This is a genomic window from Anaerotignum lactatifermentans (assembly GCF_016902535.1).
Lineage (GTDB): Bacteria > Bacillota > Clostridia > Lachnospirales > Anaerotignaceae > Anaerotignum > Anaerotignum lactatifermentans_A.
Genome location: NZ_JACSNY010000001.1, coordinates 184371 through 210785, shown reverse-complemented (window position 1 = coordinate 210785; position 26415 = coordinate 184371). Strand labels below are relative to the sequence as shown.

General features: G+C 48.6%; 20 protein-coding genes. 19 read left to right on the top strand and 1 reads right to left on the bottom strand.

The window, feature by feature from the left end; all coding sequences use genetic code 11:
• Positions 1–26 precede the first annotated feature (26 nt).
• The 11 genes from H9X84_RS01020 (at position 27) to alr (ending at position 17551) form a co-directional block, all read left to right on the top strand.
• Positions 27–2450, top strand: a complete 2424-nt coding sequence (locus H9X84_RS01020) for a DUF3656 domain-containing U32 family peptidase (protein WP_205132458.1) — start codon at positions 27–29, stop codon at positions 2448–2450.
• A 4-nt stretch (positions 2451–2454) separates the two neighbouring features.
• Positions 2455–3837 carry an FtsW/RodA/SpoVE family cell cycle protein gene (locus H9X84_RS01015; RefSeq protein WP_205132457.1) on the top strand — a complete coding sequence of 461 codons (1383 nt, stop codon included), beginning with the start codon at positions 2455–2457 and terminating at the stop codon, positions 3835–3837.
• Positions 3830–5233: a peptidoglycan D,D-transpeptidase FtsI family protein gene (locus H9X84_RS01010; protein ID WP_205132456.1), complete on the top strand. Its 1404-nt coding sequence runs from the start codon at positions 3830–3832 to the stop codon at positions 5231–5233. Before H9X84_RS01015 ends, H9X84_RS01010 begins: the two co-directional genes overlap by 8 nt.
• Positions 5234–5241: 8 nt before the next feature.
• Positions 5242–6345, top strand: a complete 1104-nt coding sequence (locus tag H9X84_RS01005) for a patatin-like phospholipase family protein (protein ID WP_205132455.1) — start codon at positions 5242–5244, stop codon at positions 6343–6345.
• 636 nt (positions 6346–6981) lie between these two features.
• Positions 6982–7761 carry an acyl-CoA dehydratase activase gene (locus H9X84_RS01000; RefSeq protein WP_205132454.1) on the top strand — a complete coding sequence of 260 codons (780 nt, stop codon included), beginning with the start codon at positions 6982–6984 and terminating at the stop codon, positions 7759–7761.
• A 15-nt stretch (positions 7762–7776) separates the two neighbouring features.
• Positions 7777–9042, top strand: coding sequence for a 2-hydroxyacyl-CoA dehydratase subunit D (locus H9X84_RS00995; protein WP_205132453.1), 1266 nt, complete (start codon positions 7777–7779; stop codon positions 9040–9042).
• Positions 9043–9055: 13 nt separating this feature from the next.
• A complete protein-coding gene (locus H9X84_RS00990) occupies positions 9056–10180 on the top strand; it encodes a 2-hydroxyacyl-CoA dehydratase subunit D (protein ID WP_205132452.1) in 1125 nt (374 codons plus the stop codon).
• Positions 10181–10296: 116 nt separating this feature from the next.
• A complete protein-coding gene (locus H9X84_RS00985; protein WP_205132451.1) occupies positions 10297–11877 on the top strand; it encodes an acyl CoA:acetate/3-ketoacid CoA transferase in 1581 nt (526 codons plus the stop codon).
• A 689-nt stretch (positions 11878–12566) separates the two neighbouring features.
• On the top strand, positions 12567–14051 hold the full coding sequence (locus H9X84_RS00980; RefSeq protein WP_205132450.1) for a carbon starvation protein A: 1485 nt from the start codon (positions 12567–12569) through the stop codon (positions 14049–14051).
• 219 nt (positions 14052–14270) lie between these two features.
• On the top strand, positions 14271–16190 hold the full coding sequence (locus tag H9X84_RS00975; protein WP_205132449.1) for an FAD-dependent oxidoreductase: 1920 nt from the start codon (positions 14271–14273) through the stop codon (positions 16188–16190).
• A 167-nt stretch (positions 16191–16357) separates the two neighbouring features.
• Positions 16358–17551 (top strand): alanine racemase, encoded by a 1194-nt coding sequence (gene alr / locus H9X84_RS00970; protein ID WP_205132448.1) that lies wholly within the window; start codon positions 16358–16360, stop codon positions 17549–17551.
• A 119-nt stretch (positions 17552–17670) separates the two neighbouring features.
• Here the strand turns inward: alr and H9X84_RS00965 are convergent, their stop codons facing one another.
• Positions 17671–18585 carry a DMT family transporter gene (locus H9X84_RS00965; protein ID WP_205132447.1) on the bottom strand — a complete coding sequence of 305 codons (915 nt, stop codon included), beginning with the start codon at positions 18583–18585 and terminating at the stop codon, positions 17671–17673.
• 225 nt (positions 18586–18810) lie between these two features.
• Here H9X84_RS00965 and H9X84_RS00960 point away from each other — a divergent pair, with 225 nt between their 5' ends.
• The 8 genes from H9X84_RS00960 (at position 18811) to H9X84_RS00925 (ending at position 25932) form a co-directional block, all read left to right on the top strand.
• A complete protein-coding gene (locus H9X84_RS00960; protein ID WP_205132446.1) occupies positions 18811–19695 on the top strand; it encodes a substrate-binding domain-containing protein in 885 nt (294 codons plus the stop codon).
• A 97-nt stretch (positions 19696–19792) separates the two neighbouring features.
• Positions 19793–20632 (top strand): phosphate ABC transporter permease subunit PstC, encoded by an 840-nt coding sequence (gene pstC / locus H9X84_RS00955; RefSeq protein WP_205132445.1) that lies wholly within the window; start codon positions 19793–19795, stop codon positions 20630–20632.
• Positions 20632–21501, top strand: a complete 870-nt coding sequence (gene pstA, locus H9X84_RS00950; RefSeq protein ID WP_205132444.1) for a phosphate ABC transporter permease PstA — start codon at positions 20632–20634, stop codon at positions 21499–21501. The genes pstC and pstA overlap by 1 nt, the downstream gene beginning before the upstream one ends.
• Positions 21502–21503: 2 nt before the next feature.
• Positions 21504–22253, top strand: coding sequence for a phosphate ABC transporter ATP-binding protein PstB (gene pstB, locus H9X84_RS00945; protein ID WP_205132443.1), 750 nt, complete (start codon positions 21504–21506; stop codon positions 22251–22253).
• A 1-nt stretch (position 22254) separates the two neighbouring features.
• A complete protein-coding gene (phoU, locus tag H9X84_RS00940; protein ID WP_205132442.1) occupies positions 22255–22920 on the top strand; it encodes a phosphate signaling complex protein PhoU in 666 nt (221 codons plus the stop codon).
• Complete coding sequence (locus H9X84_RS00935) at positions 22917–23576, top strand: HD domain-containing protein (RefSeq protein ID WP_205132441.1); 660 nt, start codon at positions 22917–22919, stop codon at positions 23574–23576. The genes phoU and H9X84_RS00935 overlap by 4 nt, the downstream gene beginning before the upstream one ends.
• Positions 23577–23590: 14 nt before the next feature.
• Complete coding sequence (locus tag H9X84_RS00930; protein WP_205132440.1) at positions 23591–24274, top strand: winged helix-turn-helix domain-containing protein; 684 nt, start codon at positions 23591–23593, stop codon at positions 24272–24274.
• On the top strand, positions 24271–25932 hold the full coding sequence (locus H9X84_RS00925) for a sensor histidine kinase (RefSeq protein ID WP_205132439.1): 1662 nt from the start codon (positions 24271–24273) through the stop codon (positions 25930–25932). The genes H9X84_RS00930 and H9X84_RS00925 overlap by 4 nt, the downstream gene beginning before the upstream one ends.
• Positions 25933–26415 lie beyond the last annotated feature (483 nt).

The window sequence follows — 26415 nt, the reverse complement described above, 5'->3', positions numbered from 1 at the left end:
TGGATAGAACAGGAAGGAGAGGGAACATGCCTTTTGGAAGAAAACCGGAGCTGCTGGCTCCCGCCGGATCTATGGAGAGCCTGCGGGCCGCGGTGAATAATGGCTGTGATGCCGTATATCTTGGAGGGAAAGAATTCAGCGCCAGACAATACGCCGGAAATTTTTCCCTGGAAGAACTGGAAGAGGCTTGTGACTACTGCCATTTGCGCGGTGTAAGGGTGTATGTAACGGTGAATACAGTATATAAGGACGGAGAGCTGGCTGGTTTTCTTTCCTTTATCGGGCGGCTGTACCATATGGGCGTAGACGCGCTGATTATACAGGATATTGGCGCTGTGAAGCTGGTGAAAGAGCATTATCCCGCTATGGAGCTGCATGCCAGCACCCAGATGACGGCCAATTCGCTGGCGGATGTGAATTACTGGTACGGACAGGGCTTCCAGAAGGTAGTCCTCAGCCGGGAACTGACGCTGCCGGAGATCCGCCATATTACAGAGCATACGGAGGCGGAGGTAGAAACCTTTATTCATGGGGCGCTTTGTGTCTGCTATTCCGGACAGTGTATCATGAGCAGCATGCTGGGAGGCCGGAGCGGCAACCGGGGCAGATGCGCCCAGACCTGCCGCCTGCCCTATACACTGTACTGCGGCTATGACAAGGTAGCGGAGGGATATCTGCTTTCGCCCAAGGATGTGGCTACGGTGACCATTCTGCCGGAACTGATGGAGGCGGGGATCGCCTCTTTGAAGATTGAGGGCCGGATGAAAAATCCCGAATATGTGGCAGGAGTCACAAGAATCTACCGGAAATATATCGACCTGTATTTTGAGGACCCGGAGCATTATGAGGTTTCCGCAGAGGATATGAAGGAGCTGACCCAGCTGTTTAACCGCGGCGGTTTTACGGAAGGGTATTATACGGCCCGGGGCGGTCTGGATATGATGAGTGTGGAACGTCCCAAAACATGGGGGTTGAAGGTAGGCATGGTAGACGCTTATCTGCCTAAATACAGGAAAGTGACAATTCGTACCAGAGAGCCTTTGATTCCAGGGGACGGCATTGAGATCTGGACCCAAAAAGGGCCTCATGTGGGCTGCAATATCACAAAGTCCTCCAAAGCGGGAGAATTTATCACGCTGACACTGGAAGGGGATATTGAAAAGAATGATGTGGTTTATCGTACCTATGGCAAGGCGTTAAACGATGAGTTGAGAAAAACCTGGGAAAAGGACAGCAGAAAGCTGCCGGTTTGGGGCATATGGAAGGCCAGAGTGGGAGAGCCTATGGCCCTGCAGCTGTGGGATAACCGGGGCAGCAGCGTTTATGTGACGGGAGATGTGGTGGAACGTGCTTCCAACCGTCCTCTGACAGAAGAAGCGCTGCGGCAGCAAGCCGAAAAAATGGGCGCGACACCCTTTGTTTTCGCGGAGTTGGCCATTGAAATGGATGAAGATATTTATATTGGCATCAGTTCTATCAACCGTCTGCGTAGAGAAGGCGCACAGGCGCTGGAGCAGGCGATCCTGAAAAAATCCAAGCGCAAAGAAGAAGCGCAGGAGGCGCTGCCGGAAAGAAAAACGGAGCGGAACCTTCTGAAGAAGCGGGTGACGGTACTGGTGCAGACGCTGGAGCAGTTTGAGGCGGCAGTTCGTCAGAATGGCGTAGCCAGGATTTATCTGGAATCGACAAAGGATTTTGCCGGGCAGTTGGAAAGCTGTGTGGAAAAATGCCGCCAGAAGGGGATCGAGTGCTTTGTTGCGCTGCCCCGTGTGGACCGGGAACGTCCGGAGGACGAAAAACGGCTGGCCCAGTATTTGCATAGTGAATTGGACGGTTTTCTGGTGCGTTCCGCCGGGCAGTTGGGGGCAGTGGCCCAAAGCGGGAAAAAGATTGTGGCGGATCATAATTTGAATGTGATGAACCGCTCTTCTGTGGAATTCTGGAAGGCGCAGGGAGCGGACGAGGTCTGCCTTTCTGTGGAAAACAACTTACAGGAGATCCGCGCTATGGCGGACCGGGACTGTGAAATGATTGTTTACGGCTATCTGCCGCTGATGACGACCCAGCAGTGTCCTGTGGGGAACTTTGCCGGAGGGAAAAAGAGCGGAGAGTATTGCAGTAAACGGTATCATGAGGATTTATATTTCCTTCGGGACAGAAAGGGAGAAAAATTCCCGCTGATGACAGACTGTGAACGGTGTGTCTGCGGCATCCTGAACGGGAAGCCTCTGTTTACCCTGAAATTTTATGATGAAGTGCTGGAAAACGCTGTGGGCAGTGTGCGGCTGCAGTTTACAAAGGAAGGCCCCGGGCGTACAGAGCGGATTCTTCGGGCATATTGCGAAATGACAAAGGACCCTCAGCGCTGTGGCGCCGAAACGAAGCAGCTGCTGCAGCAAATGAGTGAAAAAGGAAGTACCAAAGGGCATTTCTTCCGTGGAGTGGAGTGAGACGATGTTTGACTTAGTGGTAATGCTGAGCAGGTATTTATTTGTGATCTATATTGGGCTGTTCCTGTGGGAAGCCATTGTATATATCGCTTATGAACAGGGCGGCTATCTGGGCAGTCCTTATCGTGCGGTATCCATACAACGGCGGCTGGTGGTGCTGATGCACCTGACGGCGTTTCTGATTCTTTCCTATGATACACAGACCCATTTGTTCCATTGGCAGGCGCTGGTCTTTGGCGCTGTATCGCTGGCCTTTATTCTGGTGGCCATTCAGCTTCTGGACCGGTTCTATTATGAGGGCTGTCCTCTGATCTGGACGGGGATGCTGTTTTTGATGGATGTGAGTCTGATTATTCTTCATCGGGTAGACGCGACTTTTGCCTATAAGCAGCTGCTCTGGATGGCCATAGGACTGGCGGGGATGCTTCTTCTGCCGTCGGTGCTGCGGCTGATTCCCCGGTTTGAGGTTTTTGAATGGGCTTATATTATCGTATGTTATGGCCTGCTGCTGCTGACACAGATCGTGGGCGTGGAGCATGGCGGTTCCCAGAACTGGCTGCAGATCGGCAGTATTAGTTTCCAGCCTTCCGAGATTGCGAAATTCCTGTTTGTATTTTATCTGGCCAGTGTGTTCCGCAAACGTGTGGAACTGCGGGAATTCCTGATTACGGCGGTTCTGAGCGCGGGGGTAGTGGCGCTTCTGGTGCTGCAGAAGGATCTGGGCAGTGCCCTGATCTTCTTTATGACCTATATGGCGATGCTGTATATTGCCACGTCCAACGAAATTCTGGTTTTGCTGGGCATGGGCTCCGCCAGTCTGGCTTCCGTGATTGCCTATAAGCTCTTTTCTCATGTGCGTGTCCGTGTGGCGGCATGGCGGGATCCCTGGGCGGATATCGACAGCGGCGGATATCAGATCGTAACGTCTCTGTTTGCCATTACTACCTACGGCCTGTTTGGCAGCGGTTTGACAAAGGGTATGCCGGTCAGCATTCCTGTGGTGGAAAGTGACTGTATTTTTGCCGCCATCTGTGAGGAAATGGGCGTGCTGTTCGGCGCGGGCATCATTTGTATTTTTATTATGATATTATATCGGGGAATCCGGATTACGCTGGACTGCACCAGACGATATTACAGCCTTTTGGCGGTAGGCGTTATTGTGATGCTGTCTTTCCAGGCTTTTCTGATTATTGGCGGTGTTATCAAGCTGATCCCTTTGACCGGGGTGACGCTGCCGCTGGTCAGCTACGGCGGCAGTTCCGTACTGGTGAGCCTGATGATGATGGGGATTCTTCAGTGGGTCTGCGTATACTGCGAACAGCATAACCAGGCGGCGGAGGAGCAGCGGATGCAGTATCTGGAAGGAGGCTACTACGGCGATGAATAATATGAAGAAAAGCGCGCGGAGAGTCTTCTGGCTCCTGGCATTATGTTTTTTTCTCCTGCTGGGATATCTGGGCAAGCTGGCCCTGGTAGACCGGGAGGAAATCTCCGCCAATTCCTATAATATCCGGATGCGCACCGATGTGGACGGTATCCAGAGAGGGGATATTCTGGATAAAAACGGGGAAGTGCTTGCCACCAGTGTCCAGCAGGAGGATGGTTCCTATCTGCGGGAATACAACAGAGCCAGGATGGCGGCGCACATTACGGGATACAGCAGTGTAGGGAAAACCGGCGTGGAAGCGGCGGCCAATTTTGAGCTGATGACACCTTACCGGGAACTGCTTCAGCGGATACAGGGACTGCTTTCCGGCACAGATCCCAGAGGGAATGACGTGGTGCTGGCAGTGGATATGGATATCCAGAGCATCGCCGGAGATCTGCTGGGCAGTGCCAAAGGGGCCGTTGTGGTGATGGAGCCCTCTACGGGCCGTGTTCTGGCTATGCAGGCGTATCCCGATTTTGACCCTAATACGGTTTCTGCGGATTGGGAGTATCTGGTTTCCGATGAGGACAGTCCTCTGGTGAACCGGGCAACCCAGGGGCTTTACCCGCCGGGATCTACCTTTAAAACCATCACAGCCCTGGCGGCTATGGAATATTTCCCAGACTGGCAGAACTTTACTTATACCTGTACAGGGGAAGAGGAATTCCAGGATAAGGTTATCCACTGCTATAACAATAGAGCCCATGGCACAGTGGATATGGCGGGGGCGATGGCGGCCTCCTGCAACTGCTATTTTGCCGCGCTGGCGGAAGAGATCGGCGCTGATAATCTCAGCAAGGAAATGGAGGCCTGCGGTATTACGGCAGATTATGGATTTGATCTGGCGTACAGCAACAGCATCATGCATCTGAATGCGGATTCCACCGAAAGCGAGTTGGTGGAAACAGCTATTGGCCAGGGGAAAACCAGTGTATCCCCGCTGTATATGGCGATGCTGATTTCTGCTATTGCCAATGACGGAATTATGATGGAACCGTATATTATTGATCATATGCAGTATTATAATGGAGAAACAGGAAAAACGACGGTGCCCAACAAGCTCATGTCGATCTGTACGCCGGAGGAAGCGGCGGCGCTGAAGGAAATGCTGATCGGTGTCGTAGAAAGCGGCACAGGGACGGCAGCCCAGATCAGCGGCGTGACCGTTGCGGGCAAAACCGGTACGGCCGAAAACGCTACGGGCAAGGATCATTCCTGGTTTGTGGGCTATGCGCCGGCGGAAGATCCGCAGGTAAGTATTGCCGTGATTATTGAAAATTCCGAGGCTTATGGCAGTGCTACGCCTATCGCCGGAAAAGTATTGAAGGCGGCCCTGGAAAAAATGGCGGAATAGGAGAAGATATGGAGCCAAAACTGGATCTGACAAAAGAATACGCAGTGGCGCTGGAAGGCGGCGGTGCCAAAGGGGCCTACCAGATTGGTGTCTGGAGGGCCTTAAAGGAGGCAAGTGTAAAGATCTGCGCCGTTTCCGGCACATCGGTAGGCGCCCTGAATGGTGCGTTGATGGTGATGGATGATCTGGCATTGGCGGAGGAGCTTTGGCGTAATATCCGATTTTCTCAGATCATGGACGTGGACGATGAGCAGATGCGGGCATACTACCACAAGGAACTGCATGGAGAAGAACTGCGGGAATTTCTGTGGAACATGGCGGAGGTGATTCGGCAGGGCGGATTTCGTACAGAGCCTTTGCGGCGTTTGCTGGAGGAGACGGTGGATGAGGAAAAGATCCGAAACTCCCATAAAAATTTTTATCTGGTGACGTATTCTGTCAGCGACCGGGAGGAACTGGATCTGGATGTCAAGGACATAGAGGAGGGCAGGCTGGCGGAAATGCTGCTGGCCAGTGCCTACTTCCCCGCTTTTAAGCCGGAACGGCTGGATGGGAAATATTATACGGACGGCGGCATACAGAATCTGGTGCCCATTGACAGTCTGCTGAAACGGGGCTACCGGGACCTGTTGGTACTGAGAATTTTTGGCGTAGGCATAGAAAAACGGGTAAAGATCCCGGAGGATGCCTGCGTGACGGTCATCGCTCCCAGAGAAAAGCTGGGCGGAGTATTGCAGTTTGACAGCGAACAGGTCAGAAGGGATATGCTTCTGGGATATTACGACGGCCTGCGGACCATTTACGGTCTTTGCGGTCAAACCTACTATATTGACCGGCAGTGGAGTGAGGCAAGAGCCTATGGAATGCTCAAAACCATTTTGCAGAAGGAAGCGGAAAAAGACGGAGAAACTCTGACACTGCGGGAGCTGAATGAGGAGCACCTACCCAGGCTGGCCAAGAAGATGAGGGTCAAAGGGGACTACTATGAACTGGCCCTGGCGCTGTTGGAACGCCGGGCGGAGGAACTGGGGATCTCCTGCTTTCAGGTTTTGACAGAGGAAAAACTCTTCTCGCTGATTCTGGAAAAACAGAAAAAAACGGAAAAACTATAAAACGAAGCCATTTTGCGGCAGAAGCCGCAGGGCTTCGTTTTTTTATAGACAAAAGAGCCGGACTTATGTGGATCTTTAACAAATTTTTGCCGATAATTTAACAAAATCTACTAAAACAGAAGGATTTCCTATCCAAATAATTCGCATACGAAGCAGTTTTAGGCCATTTGTCAGCTAGGAATTACAGGACGGAAGTGTGCAGGAATGACGGCTGGAAAACTTTAAAAAGCCTGCAACTATGGAGAATTTCACAAAAAAGGAAAAGAAAACGGTAAAAAAAGGAAGGAAAATGTCAATGACGGGGCGGGATTGTATACAAAATTCCTTGTTTTGCAGGGACAGCGTTTTTTTTCTCTTAAAAATGGAAAATTAGAATAAATTTTTAACAATATGGTTGCAATCAAAATACAAAGATGCTATAATCAAAACAAATGGCGGGTGTGGAAATTGCATGCTGACCATTGTAAAACGTGAAAGACTGATGTGTTTACGTTGGTTTTCGCGTGATCCGGAAGGGATTCCTTCCAGCGGGAAATACATGATTACGGGGCGTATTTTTCCGCTTAGATCTAACGATTTCATGTTTCATTTGTTTTTATCGCATGGTCAAATATAGATATTTAAGGAGGTCAAAGGATGTACACATTGGGTATTGACGTTGGTTCCGCTTCTTCCAAGGTTGTGATCCTGAAAGACGGGAAGGACGTTGTGGCTGCGGAAGTTGTTCAGGTAGGAACAGGTTCCAGCGGTCCCCAGAGAGCTTTGGAACAGGCTTTCAAAGTGAGTGGCCTGACAAGAGAGGATATGTCTTTTGTTGTGGCAACAGGTTATGGCAGATTCGCTTTTGAGGGCGCTGATAAACAGATCAGCGAGATCAGCTGCCATGCCAAAGGGATTTACCATTTGGTACCGACTGCACGCACCATCATTGATATCGGCGGTCAGGACGCGAAAGCGATCCGTCTGGACGATAAGGGTGGCATCAAGCAGTTTTTTATGAATGATAAATGTGCAGCGGGTACAGGACGTTTCCTGGAAGTAATGGCAAGAGTACTGGAAACGACATTGGACGAAATGGCAGACCTGGATGCGCAGGCAACAGATACGGCGCCCATCAGCAGCACCTGCACCGTATTTGCGGAGTCTGAAGTTATTTCCCAGCTTTCCAGCGGCGAAAGCAGAAACAACATCATCAAAGGCGTGCATTTGTCCGTAGCCAGCAGAGCCTGCGGTCTTGCTTACAGAGGCGGTTTGGAAAAGGACGTTGTCATGACTGGCGGCGTTGCCAAAAACGCGGGTGTGGTAAGAGCAGTTGCCGGCGTATTGAAAACAGACGTAATTGTGGCACCAAATCCACAAACAACAGGCGCGCTCGGTGCAGCACTGTTTGCATACGAAGCCGCTCAAAAAAAATAAGAAAGAGGGATTAGAATGAGTTTAACACAAGGCATGAAAGCAAAACAATTGTTAGGCTACTATCAGAACAAAGCCGATCAGGACGCTAGAGAAGCAAAAGAAAGAGGCGACCTGGTATGCTGGTCCGCTTCTGTAGCTCCTCCGGAATTCTGCGTAACCATGGGCATCGCTATGGTTTATCCCGAAACACATGCAGCTGGTATCGGTGCTAGAAAAGGCGCTATGGATATGCTGGATGTAGCAGAAAGAAAAGGCTACAACATCGACTGCTGTTCTTATGGTAGAGTAAACATGGGTTACATGGAATGCTTGAAAGAAGCTGCTACAACAGGCGTGAAACCCGAAGTTCTGGTTAACTCTCCCGCAGCTGACGTTCCTCTGCCCGACCTGGTAATCACATGTAACAATATTTGTAACACACTGCTGAAATGGTACGAAAACCTGGCAGCTGAACTGGATATTCCCTGCATCGTTATCGACGTACCTTTCAACCACACAATGCCTATTCCTGAATATGCAAAAGCATATATCGCTGATGAATTCAGAAATGCTATTTCTCAGCTGGAAGTAATCTGCGGCAGACCTTTCGACTGGAAGAAATTCCAGGAAGTTAAGAACCAGACACAGCGTTCCGTATATCAGTGGAACAGAATCGCTGACTTCACAAAGTATAAACCCTCTCCTCTGAATGGTTTCGACCTGTTCAACTACATGGCTTTGATCGTTGCTTGCCGTTCCTTGGACTACGCTGAAATCACATTCAAAGCATTCGCTGATGAACTGGAAGAAAACCTGAAAGCAGGTATCTACGCATTCAAAGGCGCTGAAAAGACACGTGTTCAGTGGGAAGGTATCGCTGTATGGCCTCACCTGGGTCACACATTCAAGACTCTGAAGAACATGGGTACTATCATGACAGGTTCCGCATACCCTGCAATCTGGGATCTGACCTATGATGCAAACGATGAATCCCTGCACTCCATGGCAGAAGCTTATACAAGAACATACATCAATACCTGCCTGAGCAACAAAGCTGCAGTACTGATGGGTATTATGGAACATGGTAAAGTTGATGGTGTTATCTATCACCTGAACAGAAGCTGTAAGCTGATGAGCTTCCTGAACGTAGAAACAGCCGAAGTAATCAAAGAAAAGAACGGCCTGCCTTACGTAAGTTTTGACGGCGACCAGACAGACCCTCGTGTTTACTCTCCTGCACAGTATGAGACTCGTGTTCAGGCTCTGGTTGAAATGATGGAAGCTAATATGGCAGCAGAATAAGGAGGAGAAAACGATGAGTAAAGTTGAAGCTATCTTATCCCAATTAAAAGACATTGCAGCAAATCCCAAAAAAGCAATGGACGATTATAAAGCAGAAACAGGGAAAGGCGCTGTAGGTATCATGCCTATCTACGCACCCGAAGAAATGGTTCACGCTACAGGTTACCTGCCTATGGGTATCTGGGGCGCACAGGGCAAGACAATTTCCAAAGCTCGTACATACCTGCCTCCTTTCGCTTGTTCCATTATGCAGCAGGTTATGGAGCTGCAGTGCGAAGGCGCTTATGACGACCTGGCCGCTGTACTGTTCTCCGTACCTTGTGACACACTGAAATGCCTGAGCCAGAAATGGAAAGGCACATCTCCTGTTATCGTATTCACACATCCTCAGAACAGAGGCCTGGAAGCAGCAAACACATTCCTGGTAAAAGAATACGAACTGGTAAAAGCTCAGCTGGAACACTACCTGGGCGTTAAGATCACAAACGCTGATCTGGAAAGATCCATCGCAATTTACAACGAAAACAGACAGGTTATGCGTGAATTCGTGAAAGTAGCAGCTGACTACCCTCAGGTAATCGATGCTGTTAGCCGTCACGCTGTATTCAAAGCAAGACAGTTCATGCTGAAAGAAAAACACACAGAACTGGTAAAAGAACTGATCGCTGAAGTAAAAGCTATGCCCGTTCAGCCTTGGGCAGGCAAGAAAGTTATCGTTGCCGGCATCCTGCTGGAGCCCAACGAACTGCTTGACATCTTCAACGAATTTGGTCTGGCTATCGTAGACGATGACCTGGCTCAGGAATCCAGACAGATCCGTGTAGACGTTCTGGATGGCGAAGAAGGCCCTCTGTACAGAATGGCAAAAGCATGGCAGCAGATGTATGGCTGCTCCGTAGCTACAGATACAAAGAAAGGCCGCGGCAAAATGCTGATGAACAAAATGGTTCAGACAGGCGCAGACGCAGTGATCATCGCTCAGATGAAGTTCTGTGATCCCGAAGAATGGGATTACCCTGTACTGTACAGAGAATTCGAAGAAAGAGGCGTTAAGAACCTGATGATCGAAGTTGACCAGGAAGTAACCTCCTTCGAACAGGTTAAGACAAGACTGCAGTCCTTCGTAGAAATGATGTAATCAAAACTCTTTCGAAATGAAGCAGATGTAGTACCATAAAATGTTGGGACACTGGGGCAGGAGACTACCCCAGTGTCTTAGAATTATGTAACACAAGATTTAGGAGGATTTTAACGATGAGACAAGTTAAAATTATTACTGCTGAAGAAGCAGCGAAACTGGTAAAAAATGGCGATACCATTACAACCAGCGGTTTCGTAGCAAGTGCGATTCCCGAAGCTCTGAACAAAGCGGTTGAAAAAAGATTCCTGGAAACAGGCGAACCTAACAACCTGACATATGTATACTGCGGTTCTCAGGGTAACAAAGATGGCCGCGGCGCAGAACACTATGCACATGAAGGCATGCTGAAAAGATATATCGCAGGCCACTGGGCAACAGTTCCCGCTCTGGCAAAAATGGCTCTGGAAAATAAAATGGAAGCTTACAACGTATCTCAGGGCGCTCTGTGCCACCTGTTCAGAGATATCGCTGCACATAAACCCGGTACATTTACAAAAGTTGGTCTGGGTACTTTCATCGACCCCAGAAACGGCGGCGGTAAAGTAAACGATATCACAAAAGAAGATATCATCGAACTGGTAAACATCAAAGGCCAGGACTATCTGTTCTACCCTGCATTCCCTATCAATGTAGCTATGATCAGAGGTACTTACGCTGATGAAAGCGGTAACATTTCCTTTGAAAAGGAAGTATCCCCTCTGGAAGGCACTTCCGTATGCCAGGCTGTTAAAAACAGCGGCGGTATCGTTATCGTTCAGGTAGAAAGAGTTGTAAAAGCTGGTACTCTGGATCCTAGACTGGTTAAGGTTCCCGGCATCTATGTTGACTATGTAGTAGTAGCTGACTCCGCAGATCATCAGCAGACACTGGATTGCGAATACGATCCTACTCTGTCCGGTGAACAGCGCAGACCTGAAGTTGCTCCCGAACCCCTGCCTCTGTCCGCTAAGAAAGTAATCGGTCGTCGTGGCGCAATGGAACTGGAAAAAGACGTTGCAGTTAACCTGGGCGTTGGTGTTCCTGAATATGTTGCATCTGTTGCAAACGAAGAAGGTATCGGCGACTTCATGACACTGACAGTAGAAGGCGGCGCTGTTGGCGGCGTTCCCGCTGGCGGCATTCGTTTTGGTTCCGCATATAACGCAGACGCTCTGATCGACCAGGGTTATCAGTTCGACTTCTACGATGGCGGCGGTCTGGATCTGTGCTACCTGGGTCTGGCAGAATGCGACGGCCATGGTAACATCAACGTTTCCAGATTTGGTCCCAGAATCGCTGGCTGCGGCGGCTTCATCAACATCACTCAGAACACACCTAAGGTATTCTTCTGCGGTACATTTACAGCAGGCGGCCTGAAAGTAGCTGTTCAGGACGGCAAAGTTGTAATTCTGCAGGAAGGCAAACAGAAAAAATTCCTGAAAGAAGTAGAACAGGTTACATTCAACGGTGACATCGCTCTGAAGAACAAACAGCAGGTAATGTACCTGACAGAAAGATGTGTATTCCATCTGCAGGAAGATGGTATGCATCTGACAGAGATTGCTCCTGGTATTGATCTGCAGACACAGATTCTGGATATGATGGACTTTGAGCCTATCATTGACAGAGACGAAAACGGCCAGATTAAACTGATGGATGCAAAACTGTTCACAGACGGTCTGATGGGCCTGAAAGAAATGAAGGAAGGCTGCTAATTTCATTCTTTTTGCATAATGGAACGAAAGGAACTCTCGAAAGGGAGTTCCTTTTTTTGTACTGAAAAATAGAGGATGAATGTTTGCCGCTGTAAATGGAATCGTTATACTGTGAATAAGGGAGATTCTGAATCTGGAATATGGCTGAGGGAGGAACAAAATGTGAATTTTCAAGTTTTGATAGTGAGTATATTTTCCAGGGAAAAGTTGCGGCCGATTACAAGTATACAGTATGTATAAAACTATCATATATTTTGAATAAAATGTATAAATAAAATTTTACAATGCTTTATTGTATGACAAGTTAGATTTTAGAAAGTTGCCACAAAAATAAAAAAGTGTTTTCGGAAAACAGTTGAACATAGGTGCAATAAAGTGGGAAATCCATGTAAATAATTGATATATATTATGGGAATTATAGAAATTTAGAATAATATAAATAATTTATTTTGTTGATATTCGTGATTGATTTTTAGAAATTATGCTTAAAGATAGTTTAAATAAGATTTATTTGGCCAAAAAATAGGAAAAATCATGATTCTGAACGAATCATTCAAAAAAATGAAATATAGTATTGAATTTTGAACAATATGTTTTTATAATGTGTCAGTAAAGTAGACATCGAATCAAAAATTAACCGCGGTAGAACATTCGAGTTTGCAAAACAAGTCCGGGAGGAGGTTTAAAGTATGACAACATTTATAAGTGGACTTGTTATTTTATTGATCGGTGGTTTCATCTACGGTAAATTTATAGAACATATTTTTCGCCCTGATGATCGCCAGACTCCGGCTGTGAGAAAACAGGACGGTGTTGACTTTGTTCCCATGAACAAATACAAGAACGCATTGATTAACCTGCTGAATATTGCCGGAACCGGTCCTATTTTTGGTCCAATCCAGGGGATTCTGTTTGGTCCCATCGCTTTTATTACCATTCCCATTGGCTGTGTCATCAGCGGCGCAGTGCATGACTATTTAAGCGGTATGATGTCCCTGCGTCAGGATGGCGCGCAGATGCCCGGCATTGTGAAAAAGTTTCTGGGCAATAAAACCTATCAGGTATATAATATTTTCCTGTGTATCCTGATGCTCCTGGTTGGCGCTGTATTTACCTATACCCCTGGGGATCTGTTCGCAGTACAGATTGCGGGCATTCAGGGGGTAAATATCTGGACATGGATCATTTACGCTGTGATTCTGGCCTATTATCTGATTGCCACTCTGTTTCCCATTGACAAAATCATCGGCAGAATCTATCCGATTTTCGGCGCGATCCTGCTGCTGTCCGCTATCGGTGTATTCGGTGGTATTTTCCTGAAGGGTTACGAGCTGAATAATCTGGATTTCACCCATGGTTTCAAAGGACTGTTTCAGCTGTATCCCATGTGGGATGCGGCGGGCAATACTGGCGCTGGCACAGCCTTTATCCCCGTATTCTTTGTAACGGTAGCGTGTGGTATCACATCCGGTTTCCACTCTACACAGTGTACGTTGATCGGACGCAGTGTTACCTCTGAAAGAGAAGGGAAATTTACCTTCTACTGGACCATGATCCTGGAAGGTCTGATAGCCATGATCTGGGCCGCTGCGGCCATGGGCATCTATAACGCTGGCTCTCTCAGCGGCGCGACGGGTGTTGTTGGCGAGGTAGCGCTGAATATGCTGGGTCCTGTTGGCGGTATCATCGCAATCTTGGGCGTAATTATTCTGCCCATTACTTCCGGTGATACAGCATTGAGATCCTGCCGCTTGATGATCGCGGATTATCTGCATATCAGCCAAAAGGAAAAAAGAAATCGTATCGCGGTGACACTGGGCATCTTTCTCCCTGTAATTGCAATTCTGGTATTTGCGAAATTAAATACCCAGGGCTTTAATATTTTGTGGAGATACTTCGCATGGGCAAACCAGACTATCGCTGTGTTCGCTTTTGCCGCCATCAGTGTTTATCTGATCGCCAAAAAAGGCGCGCCAAAGTTTGCGTTCCTAGTATCTTTGGTACCGGGTACATTCTATTTCTTTATTATCGCGTCCTTCCTTTTGAATCAGTCCATCGGTTTTGGACTGCCTCTGCACCTTTCTTATGGAATCGCAGGTGTGCTTGCGGCGCTTTATATTGTAGGAGTCGTGCATACAGGCAGAAAATACGCGTCCCACACAACGGAAGAATGATTTTGAACAAAGTGTTTTCGCACGATTTATGAAAAAAACGCTGGAATCCCAAAAAAATGTAATGGATTCCGGCGTTTTTTTACGGTGTTCGTCAGGTCTTTTTGAGGAATTTATGTTTTGCGCTTTCTTATATGGAAAAGCCTATTTTTTATGGAAAAACAAATGGTTTTATGCTATGCTGAAACAGAAGCGTAGTAGGAACAAAAAGGAGGAAAAACCATGCAGTTTTCACCATATCATATAGGAACAATGTCACTGAAAAACCGCTGGATTATGCTGGCGGCACATACCGGATTCGCGGAAGGAACGGCGCTGGGAGAGCGGGACTATGCCTTTTATGAGGAACGGGCCAAAGGCGGTGCCGCCGCTGTGACGATGGTACTGGCAGTCAATGAAGACGGTGCTCTGAAAGGAATGTATCAGGGTGGCACACTGGAAGAAGACAGCCTCAGAATTCTGGCGGACAAAGTGCATCAGTATGATTGCAGGCTGATTGTTCAGCTGTTCCACTGTGGGCGGAATGAAAGCGGGAAGCATCATGAGGGGAAAGCGCTTCTGGCGCCCTCGGCGGTGGCATCCCCTATTTTCCGAACGGAACCCAGGGAAATGACAGAAGCGGAATTAGAGGAAACAAAAGAGGCTTTTGCCAAAACAGCGGCTCTTTGCCGGAAATGTGGGGCAGACGCTGTGGAGATCAGTGTGTCCGCGGGATATTTGCTGTCTGAATTTCTTTCTCCCCTGACAAATCTGCGGAAAGATTGCTATGGATATGAGAAGGATCAGGGAATGACCTATCCGCTGGAGGTGCTGGCGGCGGTTCGTCAGGCCGTGGACGATCTTCCGATGCTGGTCAAGGTATCGGGGGCACAGATGCTGGATGGCGGTTATGATTTGACGAATACGGTGGTATTCTGCCGGAAGGCCAGGGAATGGGCGGATGCCTTTACTGTTACCGGCGGATGGCACGAGTCTCCTGTGGAGCAGATCTCTTATTTTGTAGAGAAAGGCGCCTATGGGCCTTTTGCGGCGGCGGTGCGGAAGTATACAGAACTGCCCGTGATCGCCTGCAACAGAATTCAGGATGAGGAAACAGCGGAAAGACTGCTGGAGGAAGGTGTCTGTGATTTGGTAGGATCTGCCCGTGCATTTTTGGCAGACCCTCATTTCGTGGAAAAATTAGAGAAAAAAGAAATATATAATCCCTGTCAGGGCTGCAATCATTGTATTGCCGATGTGCTGAAGGGAAAAGAACTAAAATGTGCTTTCTGCCCGGAAACAGGACGGGAATACATGGAAAATCAGCGGCGAAAAATCGCTACCAGAAAGGAAGTGCTGGTCATCGGCGGCGGCCCTGCCGGGATGTATGCGGCGAAAAAAGCGGCAGAACGAGGATTCAAGACGACATTGGTTTGTCAGGAGGCCGCATTGGGTGGTCAGCTGAAGCTGGCGAAGCTGCCTCCCCACAAGGAGGATCTGGGAAGATTCGTTTCCTGGCTGGAGCAGGAATTAGAGCGTCTGGAGGTAAATGTGCTGCTGGGGCAAAAGGCAGATGTTTCTTTTGTAATGGAGAAGAAGCCTTATTTGACTGTGATCGCTACCGGAAGCAAACCGCTTTTCCCTCAGCTGGAAGGCCTGGAAAGAGAGGATGCTTCTCTGGCCCAGGAAGTTTTGGCAATGACAGAGGAGGAGATGTCGGTCTTTGGACAGGGACAGACAATTCTCATCGGCGGCGGATCTCTGGGAATGGAAACGGCGGCTTATCTGATGGCAAAAGTACCGGAGGCAAAGATCAAGATTCTGGAGCAGGGCAGTAAAATGGGCAAAGACCTGGGGGCATTGGCCAGACCGTTGCTGCGGGAACTGAAACAGGCCGGTGTACAGCTGATGGCGGATTCTAAGGCGGTTTCCGTATCAGAGAAAAAAGTCTTTATTTCTCTGGCTGGACAGACCTTTTTCGTGCAGGCGGATCATATCATCACGGCCGTAGGTTCCGAAGCGGCGCCGGAGCCGGAAATCGCCATGGCGCTGATGGATGAGCGGCTGTCCTATGCTGTGGTAGGAGACGCGGACCATCCGGCGGATGTGGGCGAGGGCCTGGAAAGTGTATTCTCACTGTTTTCCAGATTTTATCTGGCATAGAAGATTGTTTGACAAGAGTTGTTTATTCTGATGAATATTAGTGAAGGCAAGAGAATATTTTTCACAGTATGTTGTAAAAAATGGTGTATTGTGCTACAATTAGTACAACGTTTTGGCAAATCTGACGTTATCACTGAACATTCAAGGAATGAAAGGAAGCGGATGAAATGGACTTTATTAGAAGAACCTGGGCAGAAATTGATTTGGATGCGCTGGATTACAACATTAAGAGCATCAAGGCAAAAATGAAAGACGGACAGAAAGTCATGGGGATCGTAAAGGCGGACTGTTATGGTCATGGAGACGGCTTTATTTCCCGCAAACTGCAGGCAGCTGGTTTTGACTGGTTTGGTGTTTCCAATATTGAGGAAGGTATGAGCCTGCGCAACGAAGGCATTGAAAAACCGATTCTGGTTTTGGGCTATACACCTGTGGACTGCGCATCTATTATGGCAGACAAAAAGATCACACAGGCGCTGATTGGTATGGAATACTGCCGCGCACTGCAGGATGCAGCTGCGAAGGCTGGCGTAGTGGTAGACGGCCACATCAAACTGGATACCGGTATGACCCGTGTTGGTTTCCAGACCGATGACGAAAACTTCGAGGAATCCCTGAAGGAGATCCGGGAAGTCAGCAAAATGCCCAATATCCATATTACAGGTATTTTCACTCATCACGCAGTAGCGGACGCTTACCAGGGTGATAACCCTCAGTTTACAGATATGCAGTTTGCCCGCTTTACAAAAATGATCGAGGCTCTGCAGGCAGCCGGTGTAGATGTAGGTCTGCGTCACTGCGCAAACAGTGCGACCATTATTTCCTATCCTGAAAAACATCTGGATATGTGCCGTTCCGGTATCATTACATATGGTATGCTGCCCTCCGGCGAATGCGAAGGCCGCATTGATCTGAAACCTTTGATGACACTGAAAACCTCCATTGGTCTGGTAAAACATGTAAAGGCTGGTTCTCAGCTGTCCTACGGCAGAACCTATACTGCAGAAACAGACCGTGTTATCGCGACAGTACCCATCGGCTATGCGGACGGTTACAACAGAAACCTGTCCAATAAGGCAAGAATGCTGGTAAACGGCAAATTCGCGCCCGTTGTTGGCCGTGTCTGCATGGACCAGTGCATGATCGACGTAACAGATATCCCTGACGTAAAAATGGGAGATGAAGTTGTTGTATTCGGTAAACAGGGCGATCAGTGCCTGCCCATTGAAGAACTGGCAGATATGCTGGGCACCATCAACTACGAATTAACCTGCGTAGTAACAAAGAGAGTACCCCGTGTATATCTGGAAGGCGGCAAGATTGTTGGTATCGTAGACCACGTTCTGCATCAGTACAAATAAAAAGTTCAAAAGTAAACGCATATGAATCAAAAAACGGAGCAAGTCCCTGCAAGAGACCTGCTCCGTTTTTATTTGTGCATTTTTTACATAGTCTTTTTTCCTTTTGAGAGGAATATACCTCAAGAAGAGGGCTCTGCGGCGGGTCGGGTTTTTAACGACAGGACAAAGACCGTTGCCACAATAAACAGGAAGCCCAGATAATCGATCCATTCCAGATGGGTATGCAGCCAGAGCACAGAAGCCAATGTGGAGGAAAGGGGTTCTACACTGGCCAGCAGGCTGGCTTTGGTGGGCCCGATATATTTTACGCCGTACAAAAAGGTAATATAAGGCAGCATAGCGCCGAAAAATACCACAAAGAGCAGACAGCCGATGGAAACCGGACTGACAATCCCCTGGATGTGCCAGAAGGGGGTCACCAGATTGGTACAGATGCCGCCCAGCAGCATCCCCCAGGCAATCAGCAGGATGGTGTTGTATCTTCTTAACAGACGCTGGGGGTAAGCGGTATAAAAGGCCAGTGCTACGGCGGAAAGAAGTCCCCAGAACAGCGCCGCGCCGGAAATATTCAGAGAATGGATATTCCCATGGGTTGCCAGCAGAAAGGTACCAATCAGCGCAAAGGCCACAGCCACCGCTTCCGCCAGAGAAGGCCGTTTTTTGCTGCGAATGGTGCTATATACCACCAGCATGACCGGGGCCAGATATTGCAGTACCGTAGCGGTGGCGGCATTGGAGTAGCCAATGGCGACAAAATAGCCGTATTGCACAAACAGCATACCCAAAAGCGCAAAAATCAGAAGCTCTTTGGCATCCTTTTTTCGTTTCCATATGTAAAATACTTTTTTCCCAGCCTTAAAAAACAAATAGCTTAAAAGAAATATGCCTGCCAGAAGCATACGCACAGAGGCCAGCCATTTGGAGGAAAACCCCATTTCCTGAAAAAGGAACTGACCCACAGTGCCGGTTACGCCCCAGAGGGAGGCGCTGAAAATACAGAGCAGAGAGCCCGTCAAAGCCCGGTTACGAATCATTGGATACGCCGTCCTTTCTTTATAATGATATAAGCAGAGGTATGCTATCACAAAAAAATCCAAAAGTCAATGAATTAGGAGAGTTTATATCAAATTTCCTGTAAAATTATATTCTGGGAGAGTTTTTGTTTTACATAGATTTAACAAAGGCAAGATTTTAGATTTAACAATAAAAGATTATATTGTAGAAGAACGAAAACAAGAAGAAAAAAGGAGAGAGAAAATATGAAAAAGTTTTTTGCATTGGCATTGACGATGGCAGTTGCTGTATCCGCGCTGACAGGCTGCGGCGGCAGTGGTGAGGAAACAACAGGAGGCGATACAGCAGCCAGCGGTTCCATTTCCGTAGTATCCAGAGAAGACGGCTCCGGCACCAGAGGCGCGTTCATTGAACTGTTCGGGATCGAAGCGGAGAATGAAGCCGGCGAAAAGGTGGATTACACAACACAGACCGCCGAGATCACAAACAGTACCGCTGTTATGATGACAACTGTTGCCGGAAATAAAAACGCCATTGGTTATATTTCCCTGGGCTCTCTGGATGACAGTGTTAAGGCACTGAAGATCGATGGAGCCGATGCTACCGTAGAGAATATCAAGAGCGGAACATATAAAGTATCCCGTCCCTTCAATATCGCCACAAAAGCGGATCTTTCCGATGTAGCCAGCGACTTTATCACATTTATCCTCAGCGATGAGGGCCAGGCAGTGGTAGAAGAAAACGGCTATATCAGCGAAGGCAGCGCAGGTACATATACCGCTTCCGGTATGAGCGGCAAGATCGTTATTGCCGGTTCCTCTTCCGTTACACCAGTGATGGAAAAACTGAAAGAGGCTTATATCGCTTTGAATCCCGATGTGACCATCGAAGTACAGCAGAATGATTCCACCACAGGCATGACTTCCGTAGCGGAAGGCGGCTGCGATATCGGTATGGCATCCAGAGAAGTAAAGGATAGTGAACTGGAAAAAGGCCTTCAGCCTACCACCATCGCGCTGGATGGCATCGCGGTAATCGTAAATCAGGAAAACAGCATCAGCGATATGACCAGCGAAACAGTAAAATCCATCTTTACCGGAGAAATTACAGACTGGTCTGAGATTGCCTGAGCAAAACGAAAGAGAAAGTAAAAAAAGAGAAGGAACATTTTATGCCGGAAGAGTACTTCTTTCGGCATAAATTTTGAGAAAGGAGCGAAGATAGCCAATGAAAGAAGGCGTAATGAAAATCGTTTTCTTGTTAGCGGCGTGTTTCTCCATACTGGCTGTGGCGCTGATCTGCATTTTCCTGTTTGCCAACGGTGTGCCGGCCATTTGGAAGATTGGCGTCCTGGATTTTCTGCTGGGGCAGAAATGGATGCCGGCCAATCAGTTGTTTGGTATTTTCCCCATGATCGTCGGCAGTGTTTATGTGACGGCGGGGGCGATCATCGTCGGTGTGCCCATGGGGATATTATGCGCGGTATTTCTGGCAAGATTCTGTCCGGAAAGATTGTATAAGATCGTAAAGCCTGCTGTATCTTTGCTGGCGGGCATCCCTTCCATTGTATACGGATTCTTTGGTCTGGTGGTCATCGTACCCATTATGCAGGATCTGACAGGAGGAAACGGCAAAGGTGTTTTAACAGCTTCTATTCTGTTGGGCATCATGATTCTGCCGACGGTCATTGGCGTATCGGAATCCGCTATCCGGGCGGTGCCCAATTCTTACTACGAAGGCGCTCTGGCGCTGGGCGCTACCCATGAAAGAAGTGTCTTTTTTACCCTACTGCCGGCGGCAAAACAGGGGATTTTAGCCGGTGTAATCCTGGGGGTAGGCCGGGCTATCGGCGAGACCATGGCAGTTATTATGATCGCCGGGAATCAGCCGGTGGTGCCGGACAGCATTTTTGGCGGTGTGCGGACGCTGACGGCCAATATCGTCATGGAAATGGGGTATGCGGCAGATCTGCATAGAGAAGCGCTTCTGGGTACCGGTGTAGTATTGTTTGTATTTATCTTAATCATCAATTTGTCCTTTTCCGCTTTGAAAAGGAGGAGATCCTAATGCGTGTACAAAATAAAGAAAAAATATCCCAGCGTCTGCGCAGCTACAAAAAACAGCCTTTATCCGCGCTGTTGTTTTTGCTGGTTATGTTTTCGGCTGTGGTTACCCTTTCTGTGCTGATTGCGCTGATTGCCTATATCCTCTTTAAGGGGATTCCTAATTTAAGTCCGGAACTGTTCGCCTGGGAATATACCACGGAAAATGTTTCCATGATGCCAGCCATCATCAATACCCTCATTATTACGGCGCTTTCCCTGCTGTTTGCGCTGCCGATCGGCATCGCGTCGGCCATTTATCTGGTAGAGTACGCGAAACGGGGCAACAAGCTGGTATCTCTTGTGCGGGTTACAACAGAGACGTTGTCCGGGATTCCTTCCATCGTATATGGTCTGTTCGGGTATCTGTTTTTCAACATTTTTCTGGAATGGAGCTATACGATTTTGGGCGGTGCCCTGACGCTGGCTATTATGATACTGCCGCTGATTATGCGTACCACAGAAGAGGCGCTGATCGCGGTGCCGGATCTGTACCGGGAAGGCAGCTTTGGTCTTGGCGCGGGAAAACTGAGAACGGTGTTTCGCATTGTACTGCCCTCGGCAGTGCCCGGTATTCTGGCTGGTGTGATTCTGGCCATTGGCAGGATCGTCGGCGAAACGGCGGCGTTATTATATCCCGCCGGAACGGCGGCGCAGGTGGCCGACGGGCTCATGTCCTCGGGCCGTACGCTGGCGGTGCATATGTACGCTTTGCTGAATGAAGGGTTATATATGGAACAGGCATACGCTACGGCAGTGGTACTGTTGGTAATGGTAATCGGCATCAACGCTTTATCCGGGTTGATTGCGAAGAAGGTAGGAGTGAAGGAATAAGCATGGAAAAATTCGAGATTTCCAATTTGGATCTGTATTACGGCGACTTTAAAGCGCTGAAGGATATCAATTTAAAAATACCGGCAGGGGAGATTACGGCATTTATCGGGCCTTCCGGCTGCGGAAAGTCTACCCTGCTCAAATCCCTGAACCGGATGAACGATCTGGTGGAAGGATGCCGTATTGACGGGAATGTGCTGTTGGACGGCGAGGATATTTATGGGAATATGGACATCAATCTGCTGCGCAAGCGGGTGGGCATGGTGTTCCAGAAACCTAATCCCTTTCCCATGAGCATTTATGACAACGTGGCCTATGGCCCCCGTACCCATGGCATCCGTTCCAAAGTAAAGCTGGATGAGATTGTGGAAAAAGCACTGCGGGATGCGGCCATCTGGGACGAGGTAAAAGATCGCCTGAAAAAGAACGCCCTTGGCATGAGCGGCGGCCAGCAGCAGCGTCTTTGCATCGCCAGAGCGCTGGCGGTACAGCCGGAGGTACTGCTGATGGATGAACCCACTTCTGCCCTGGACCCCATTTCCACATCCAGAATCGAGGAACTTGCGGTAGAATTGAAAAAAGACTATACTATCATTATGGTGACGCATAATATGCAGCAGGCAGCCCGTATTTCCGACAGAACGGCCTTCTTCCTTCTGGGGGAAGTGGTAGAGTTTGGAGAGACGGAACAGATCTTCTCCATGCCAAAAGATAGTCGTACAGAGGATTATATTACAGGGAGGTTTGGCTGATATGCGTACAAGATTTGATGAGCAGCTGGATCAGCTGCATATAGAACTGATAAAAATGGGGGCGCTTTGTGAGGAAGCTATTACAGCGGCACTGAAATCCCTTTTCGATAGGGATAAAAGTTTGATTCCCGTGGTGCTGGAAAAGGACGGAGAGATCGACCGGAAAGAACGGGAGATCGAATCTTTGTGTATGCGGCTGCTGCTGCAGCAGCAGCCTGTGGCCAGAGACCTGCGGACCATATCTTCCGCTCTGAAGATGATTTCCGATATGGAACGAATCGGCGATCAGGCGGCGGATATTGTGGAGATCACAGAAAATATGCATGATAAAAAATTTGAGATCGCCAGCAGTATCCATATCCGCTCCATGTCTCAGGAAGCGGTGAAAATGGTGACCAACAGCGTAGATTCTTTTGTAAAACGTGATCTGGAACTGGCACAGGAAGTAATTCGCTATGATGATATTGTGGACGATCTGTTCTCCAAGATCCGGGGAGAATTGATTGAGCTGATGCGTCAGGGCGGTACAGATGGTGAGGTTTATATTGACCTCATGATGATTGCCAAATATCTGGAACGTATCGCCGATCATGCCACGAATATCGCGGAATGGGTAGAATATTCCATCACAGGCGTCCATGGAAAAATGGACGGAGGAGAAGCATGATTACATTTGAGCAGATACAGAAAAATGAAGATATCCGCACCTATATCAAAAGAGCGGATGAATCCTTGAGCGCGTTGGGTTATACGGAACATTCCTTTGCCCATGTAACGAGGGTGGCGGAAACGGCAAAGTATATTCTGGAAACACTGGGGTATTCGGAACATGAGGTGGAACTGGCACGCATCGCCGGATTTATGCATGATATCGGGAACGTGGTAAACCGTGTGGATCACTCCCAGAGCGGAGCCGTCATGGCTTTTCGTATTCTGGATAAGCTGGGGATGCCGGCGGAGGATATTGCCACAGTGGTGGCGGCCATCGGCAATCATGACGAGGGCCATGGCGTTCCGGTCAATGCCATCGCGGCAGCGCTGATTCTGGCGGATAAGTCTGATGTACGCCGGACACGGGTACGCAATCGGGACGAAAAGACCTTCGATATCCACGACAGAGTGAACTATTCCGTAGAAAAATCTGTGCTGAAGATCAATGAGGCCCATACGCTGATTAAGCTGAAGCTGTCGGTCGATACCCATTACAGTTCCGTAATGGATTATTTCGAGATTTTTCTGGAACGGATGATGCTTTGCCGAAAGGCGGCCCAGACACTGGGTCTGCGGTTCCAGCTGATGATTAACGAGCAGTCCTTGATGTAAGAGGTGAGAGAAGATTGATCTATCTGGTAGAAGATGATAAAAGCATACGGGAGCTGGTGGCCTATACCTTAAACAGCGCAGGGCTGGAAGCGGAGGGCTTTGAGAGGCCTTCGGAATTTTGGGCGGCCTGTGAGAAAAACCTGCCGGATCTGGTGCTGCTGGATATTATGCTGCCGGAAGAGGACGGCATACAGATCCTGCAAAAGCTGCGGCAGAAGGAGGCCACAAAGCGGATGCCGGTGATCATGCTCACCGCAAAAGGCAGCGAGTATGATAAGGTATTTGGTCTGGAAAACGGCGCCGATGATTATGTGGCAAAGCCCTTCGGCATGATGGAGCTTCTGGCCAGAGTCAAGGCACTGCTGCGCAGGACGGAGGATCTGCGGCCGAAAGCTGAAGAAAAGGTCTATCGTCTGGAGGAGCTGGAGGTGCATGTAGACCAGTACCGGGTGCTGTCACAGGGAGAAGAAGTGGCTTTGACGCGCAAGGAATTCGAGATGTTATGTTACTTATTGGAAAACAGGGGCAGAGTCCTGACCAGGGACCAGCTTCTGAATAAGATCTGGGGTTACGCCTTTGATGGGGAAAACCGTACGGTCGATGTGCACATCCGAACCCTGCGCCAGAAACTGGGCCAGTGCGGAAAATACATCGAAACCATCCGGGGCATAGGGTATAAGATAGGAGGAAACGGATGACAAAGAGGATTTTCCGTGCCATATTCTATGTGACACTGGTCATACTGATTGCAGCAATGGTGATTATTTTGGCCTTTATCCGAGATTTCAACAAAAATAATTACCGTGAGCAAATGAGAAATGAAGCGATATATATTGCCGATGGTTTATCCTACGGAGGCATTTCATATCTGGAAAGCCTGCCGAAGGACAGCAATCGGATCACATGGATCGATCAGGACGGCGTTGTGCTGTATGATTCACAGGCCGACGCGTCGACCATGGAGAACCATAAGGAAAGAGAAGAAGTGCAGGAGGCTTTGGCAAGCGGACGGGGAGAAAGTTCCCGTTATTCCAAGACGCTGGCAGAGAAAACAGAAAATTTCGCCCTGCGGCTGGAGGATGGCACGGTGCTTCGGATTTCCGCAACGACATTGACAACGCTGAGCATTTTCCTTTCCATGACGCAGCCAATGGCGCTGGTACTGGTACTGGCGTTGGTGCTGGCGCTGTTTCTGGCGTCCAAAACGTCCAAATATATTACAAAGCCTTTGGAGGAGGTAGATCTGGAACATCCGGAGCAGGCGCTGGTTTATGATGAGCTGTCTCCCTTCCTGCGGCGGATCGCGGCCCAGAACCGGCAGATCCAAAAGCAGATGCGCCAGATGCAGCACAGACAAAGAGAGTTCCGTACCATTACGGAGAATATGCAGGAGGGCATTCTGGTGCTGGATACGAAGGGCGAAGTCCTTTCCTACAATACCGGAGCGATACGGTTATTGGGCATCGACCATATTTCGGAAAAGGAAACTATTTACGCCCTGAATCGCAGTGAGGGATTCCGTACCTGCGTGGAAGCGGCGCTTCATGGCAGCCACAGGGAGACGACGCTGGAGCAGGGCGGCAGAAGCTGTCAGCTTTTGGCCAATCCTGTCATGGAAGAAGAGTTTGTGGCAGGGGCGGTGCTGGTGCTGTTTGATAATACGGAGAAGGCGGAGCGGGAAAAACTGCGCCGGGAATTTACGGCAAATGTTTCCCATGAGCTGAAAACGCCCCTGACTTCTATTTCCGGCTTTGCGGAGATTATCAAAAACGGCATGGTACGTCAGGAAGATATCCCGCGGTTTGCGGAAAATATTTATCAGGAGGCCCAGCGGCTGATCTCCATGGTACAGGATATTATACAGCTTTCCCGCCTGGATGAAGGCGAGAGCGGTATGGAGAAAATACCAGTGGATCTGGCGGCGGTTGCCCAGAGCGCTGTTTCCCGTCTGCGTCCGCTGGCGGAGCAAAAGGAAATCGACCTGCAAATAGATGTGGAACCGGCACAGATCATGGGAGTGCCGCATGTGCTGGAAGAGATTCTGTATAATCTGTGTGACAACGCCATTCTTTATAATAAAGAACAGGGCAGTGTCTGCCTGCGGATAAGAGATGAGGGCGCACAGGCCTCGGTAACGGTGAGCGATACGGGAATCGGCATCCCTCAGGAGGAACAGGAGCGGGTATTTGAGCGATTCTATCGTGTCAGCCGCAGTCGTTCCAAAGAGGTGGAAGGCACTGGTTTGGGGCTTTCTATTGTAAAACATGGGGCAATGCTTCATGATGCGTCGGTATCCCTGAAAAGTGAACCGGGCGAAGGCACTGAAATTCATTTGGTGTTCCCGAAAAAAGCGTAGGGCATTGGAGCAAAGGCTCTAAAAAAAGCCTGTTTGGCAGGTGAAATAAGATAAAAAAGTGTGGATTTTTCCTTGTTATGGAAAACCACACTTTCTTTTTTTTGTCTGGGGAGAAGAAAAACCTCCATTTTTTTCTGAAATAAGTCGGCAAAAAAAGAAATATCCGAGATTTTTTGCGATGAAAAATCGGAAACTCTTCTTTGGATTTTCGCAGAAGGCTAAGTCTCGACCTTTATTTTTTTGGGAGAGTTTTGCGAAAAGGAGAAAAAGTAAAATGTACTAAAACAGATACATAAAAATTGTAAGGATAAACCATAAAAATAGGACATAAATTTTTTTTGTCGGGATTTCTGCAATAAATTGGAATCTTATGGAAAAAATGCAGAATCAGAAACGTGGCAGAAAGGGGAAACTTTTTTAATTGGACTCTCCAAAAAATGGATGAAAACGGGTGATTTCGTATTGACTATCCATTTAAGGTAT

Excerpts from the sequence above, each read along its gene's own strand:
- H9X84_RS01020 (WP_205132458.1), top strand. The coding sequence starts at position 27 with ATGCCTTTTGGAAGAAAACCGGAGCTGCTGGCTCCCGCCGGATCTATG.
- H9X84_RS01015 (WP_205132457.1), top strand. The coding sequence starts at position 2,455 with ATGTTTGACTTAGTGGTAATGCTGAGCAGGTATTTATTTGTGATCTAT.
- H9X84_RS01010 (WP_205132456.1), top strand. The coding sequence starts at position 3,830 with ATGAATAATATGAAGAAAAGCGCGCGGAGAGTCTTCTGGCTCCTGGCA.
- H9X84_RS01005 (WP_205132455.1), top strand. The coding sequence starts at position 5,242 with ATGGAGCCAAAACTGGATCTGACAAAAGAATACGCAGTGGCGCTGGAA.
- H9X84_RS01000 (WP_205132454.1), top strand. The coding sequence starts at position 6,982 with ATGTACACATTGGGTATTGACGTTGGTTCCGCTTCTTCCAAGGTTGTG.
- H9X84_RS00995 (WP_205132453.1), top strand. The coding sequence starts at position 7,777 with ATGAGTTTAACACAAGGCATGAAAGCAAAACAATTGTTAGGCTACTAT.
- H9X84_RS00990 (WP_205132452.1), top strand. The coding sequence starts at position 9,056 with ATGAGTAAAGTTGAAGCTATCTTATCCCAATTAAAAGACATTGCAGCA.
- H9X84_RS00985 (WP_205132451.1), top strand. The coding sequence starts at position 10,297 with ATGAGACAAGTTAAAATTATTACTGCTGAAGAAGCAGCGAAACTGGTA.
- H9X84_RS00980 (WP_205132450.1), top strand. The coding sequence starts at position 12,567 with ATGACAACATTTATAAGTGGACTTGTTATTTTATTGATCGGTGGTTTC.
- H9X84_RS00975 (WP_205132449.1), top strand. The coding sequence starts at position 14,271 with ATGCAGTTTTCACCATATCATATAGGAACAATGTCACTGAAAAACCGC.
- alr (WP_205132448.1), top strand. The coding sequence starts at position 16,358 with ATGGACTTTATTAGAAGAACCTGGGCAGAAATTGATTTGGATGCGCTG.
- H9X84_RS00965 (WP_205132447.1), bottom strand. The coding sequence starts at position 18,585 with ATGATTCGTAACCGGGCTTTGACGGGCTCTCTGCTCTGTATTTTCAGC.
- H9X84_RS00960 (WP_205132446.1), top strand. The coding sequence starts at position 18,811 with ATGAAAAAGTTTTTTGCATTGGCATTGACGATGGCAGTTGCTGTATCC.
- pstC (WP_205132445.1), top strand. The coding sequence starts at position 19,793 with ATGAAAGAAGGCGTAATGAAAATCGTTTTCTTGTTAGCGGCGTGTTTC.
- pstA (WP_205132444.1), top strand. The coding sequence starts at position 20,632 with ATGCGTGTACAAAATAAAGAAAAAATATCCCAGCGTCTGCGCAGCTAC.
- pstB (WP_205132443.1), top strand. The coding sequence starts at position 21,504 with ATGGAAAAATTCGAGATTTCCAATTTGGATCTGTATTACGGCGACTTT.
- phoU (WP_205132442.1), top strand. The coding sequence starts at position 22,255 with ATGCGTACAAGATTTGATGAGCAGCTGGATCAGCTGCATATAGAACTG.
- H9X84_RS00935 (WP_205132441.1), top strand. The coding sequence starts at position 22,917 with ATGATTACATTTGAGCAGATACAGAAAAATGAAGATATCCGCACCTAT.
- H9X84_RS00925 (WP_205132439.1), top strand. The coding sequence starts at position 24,271 with ATGACAAAGAGGATTTTCCGTGCCATATTCTATGTGACACTGGTCATA.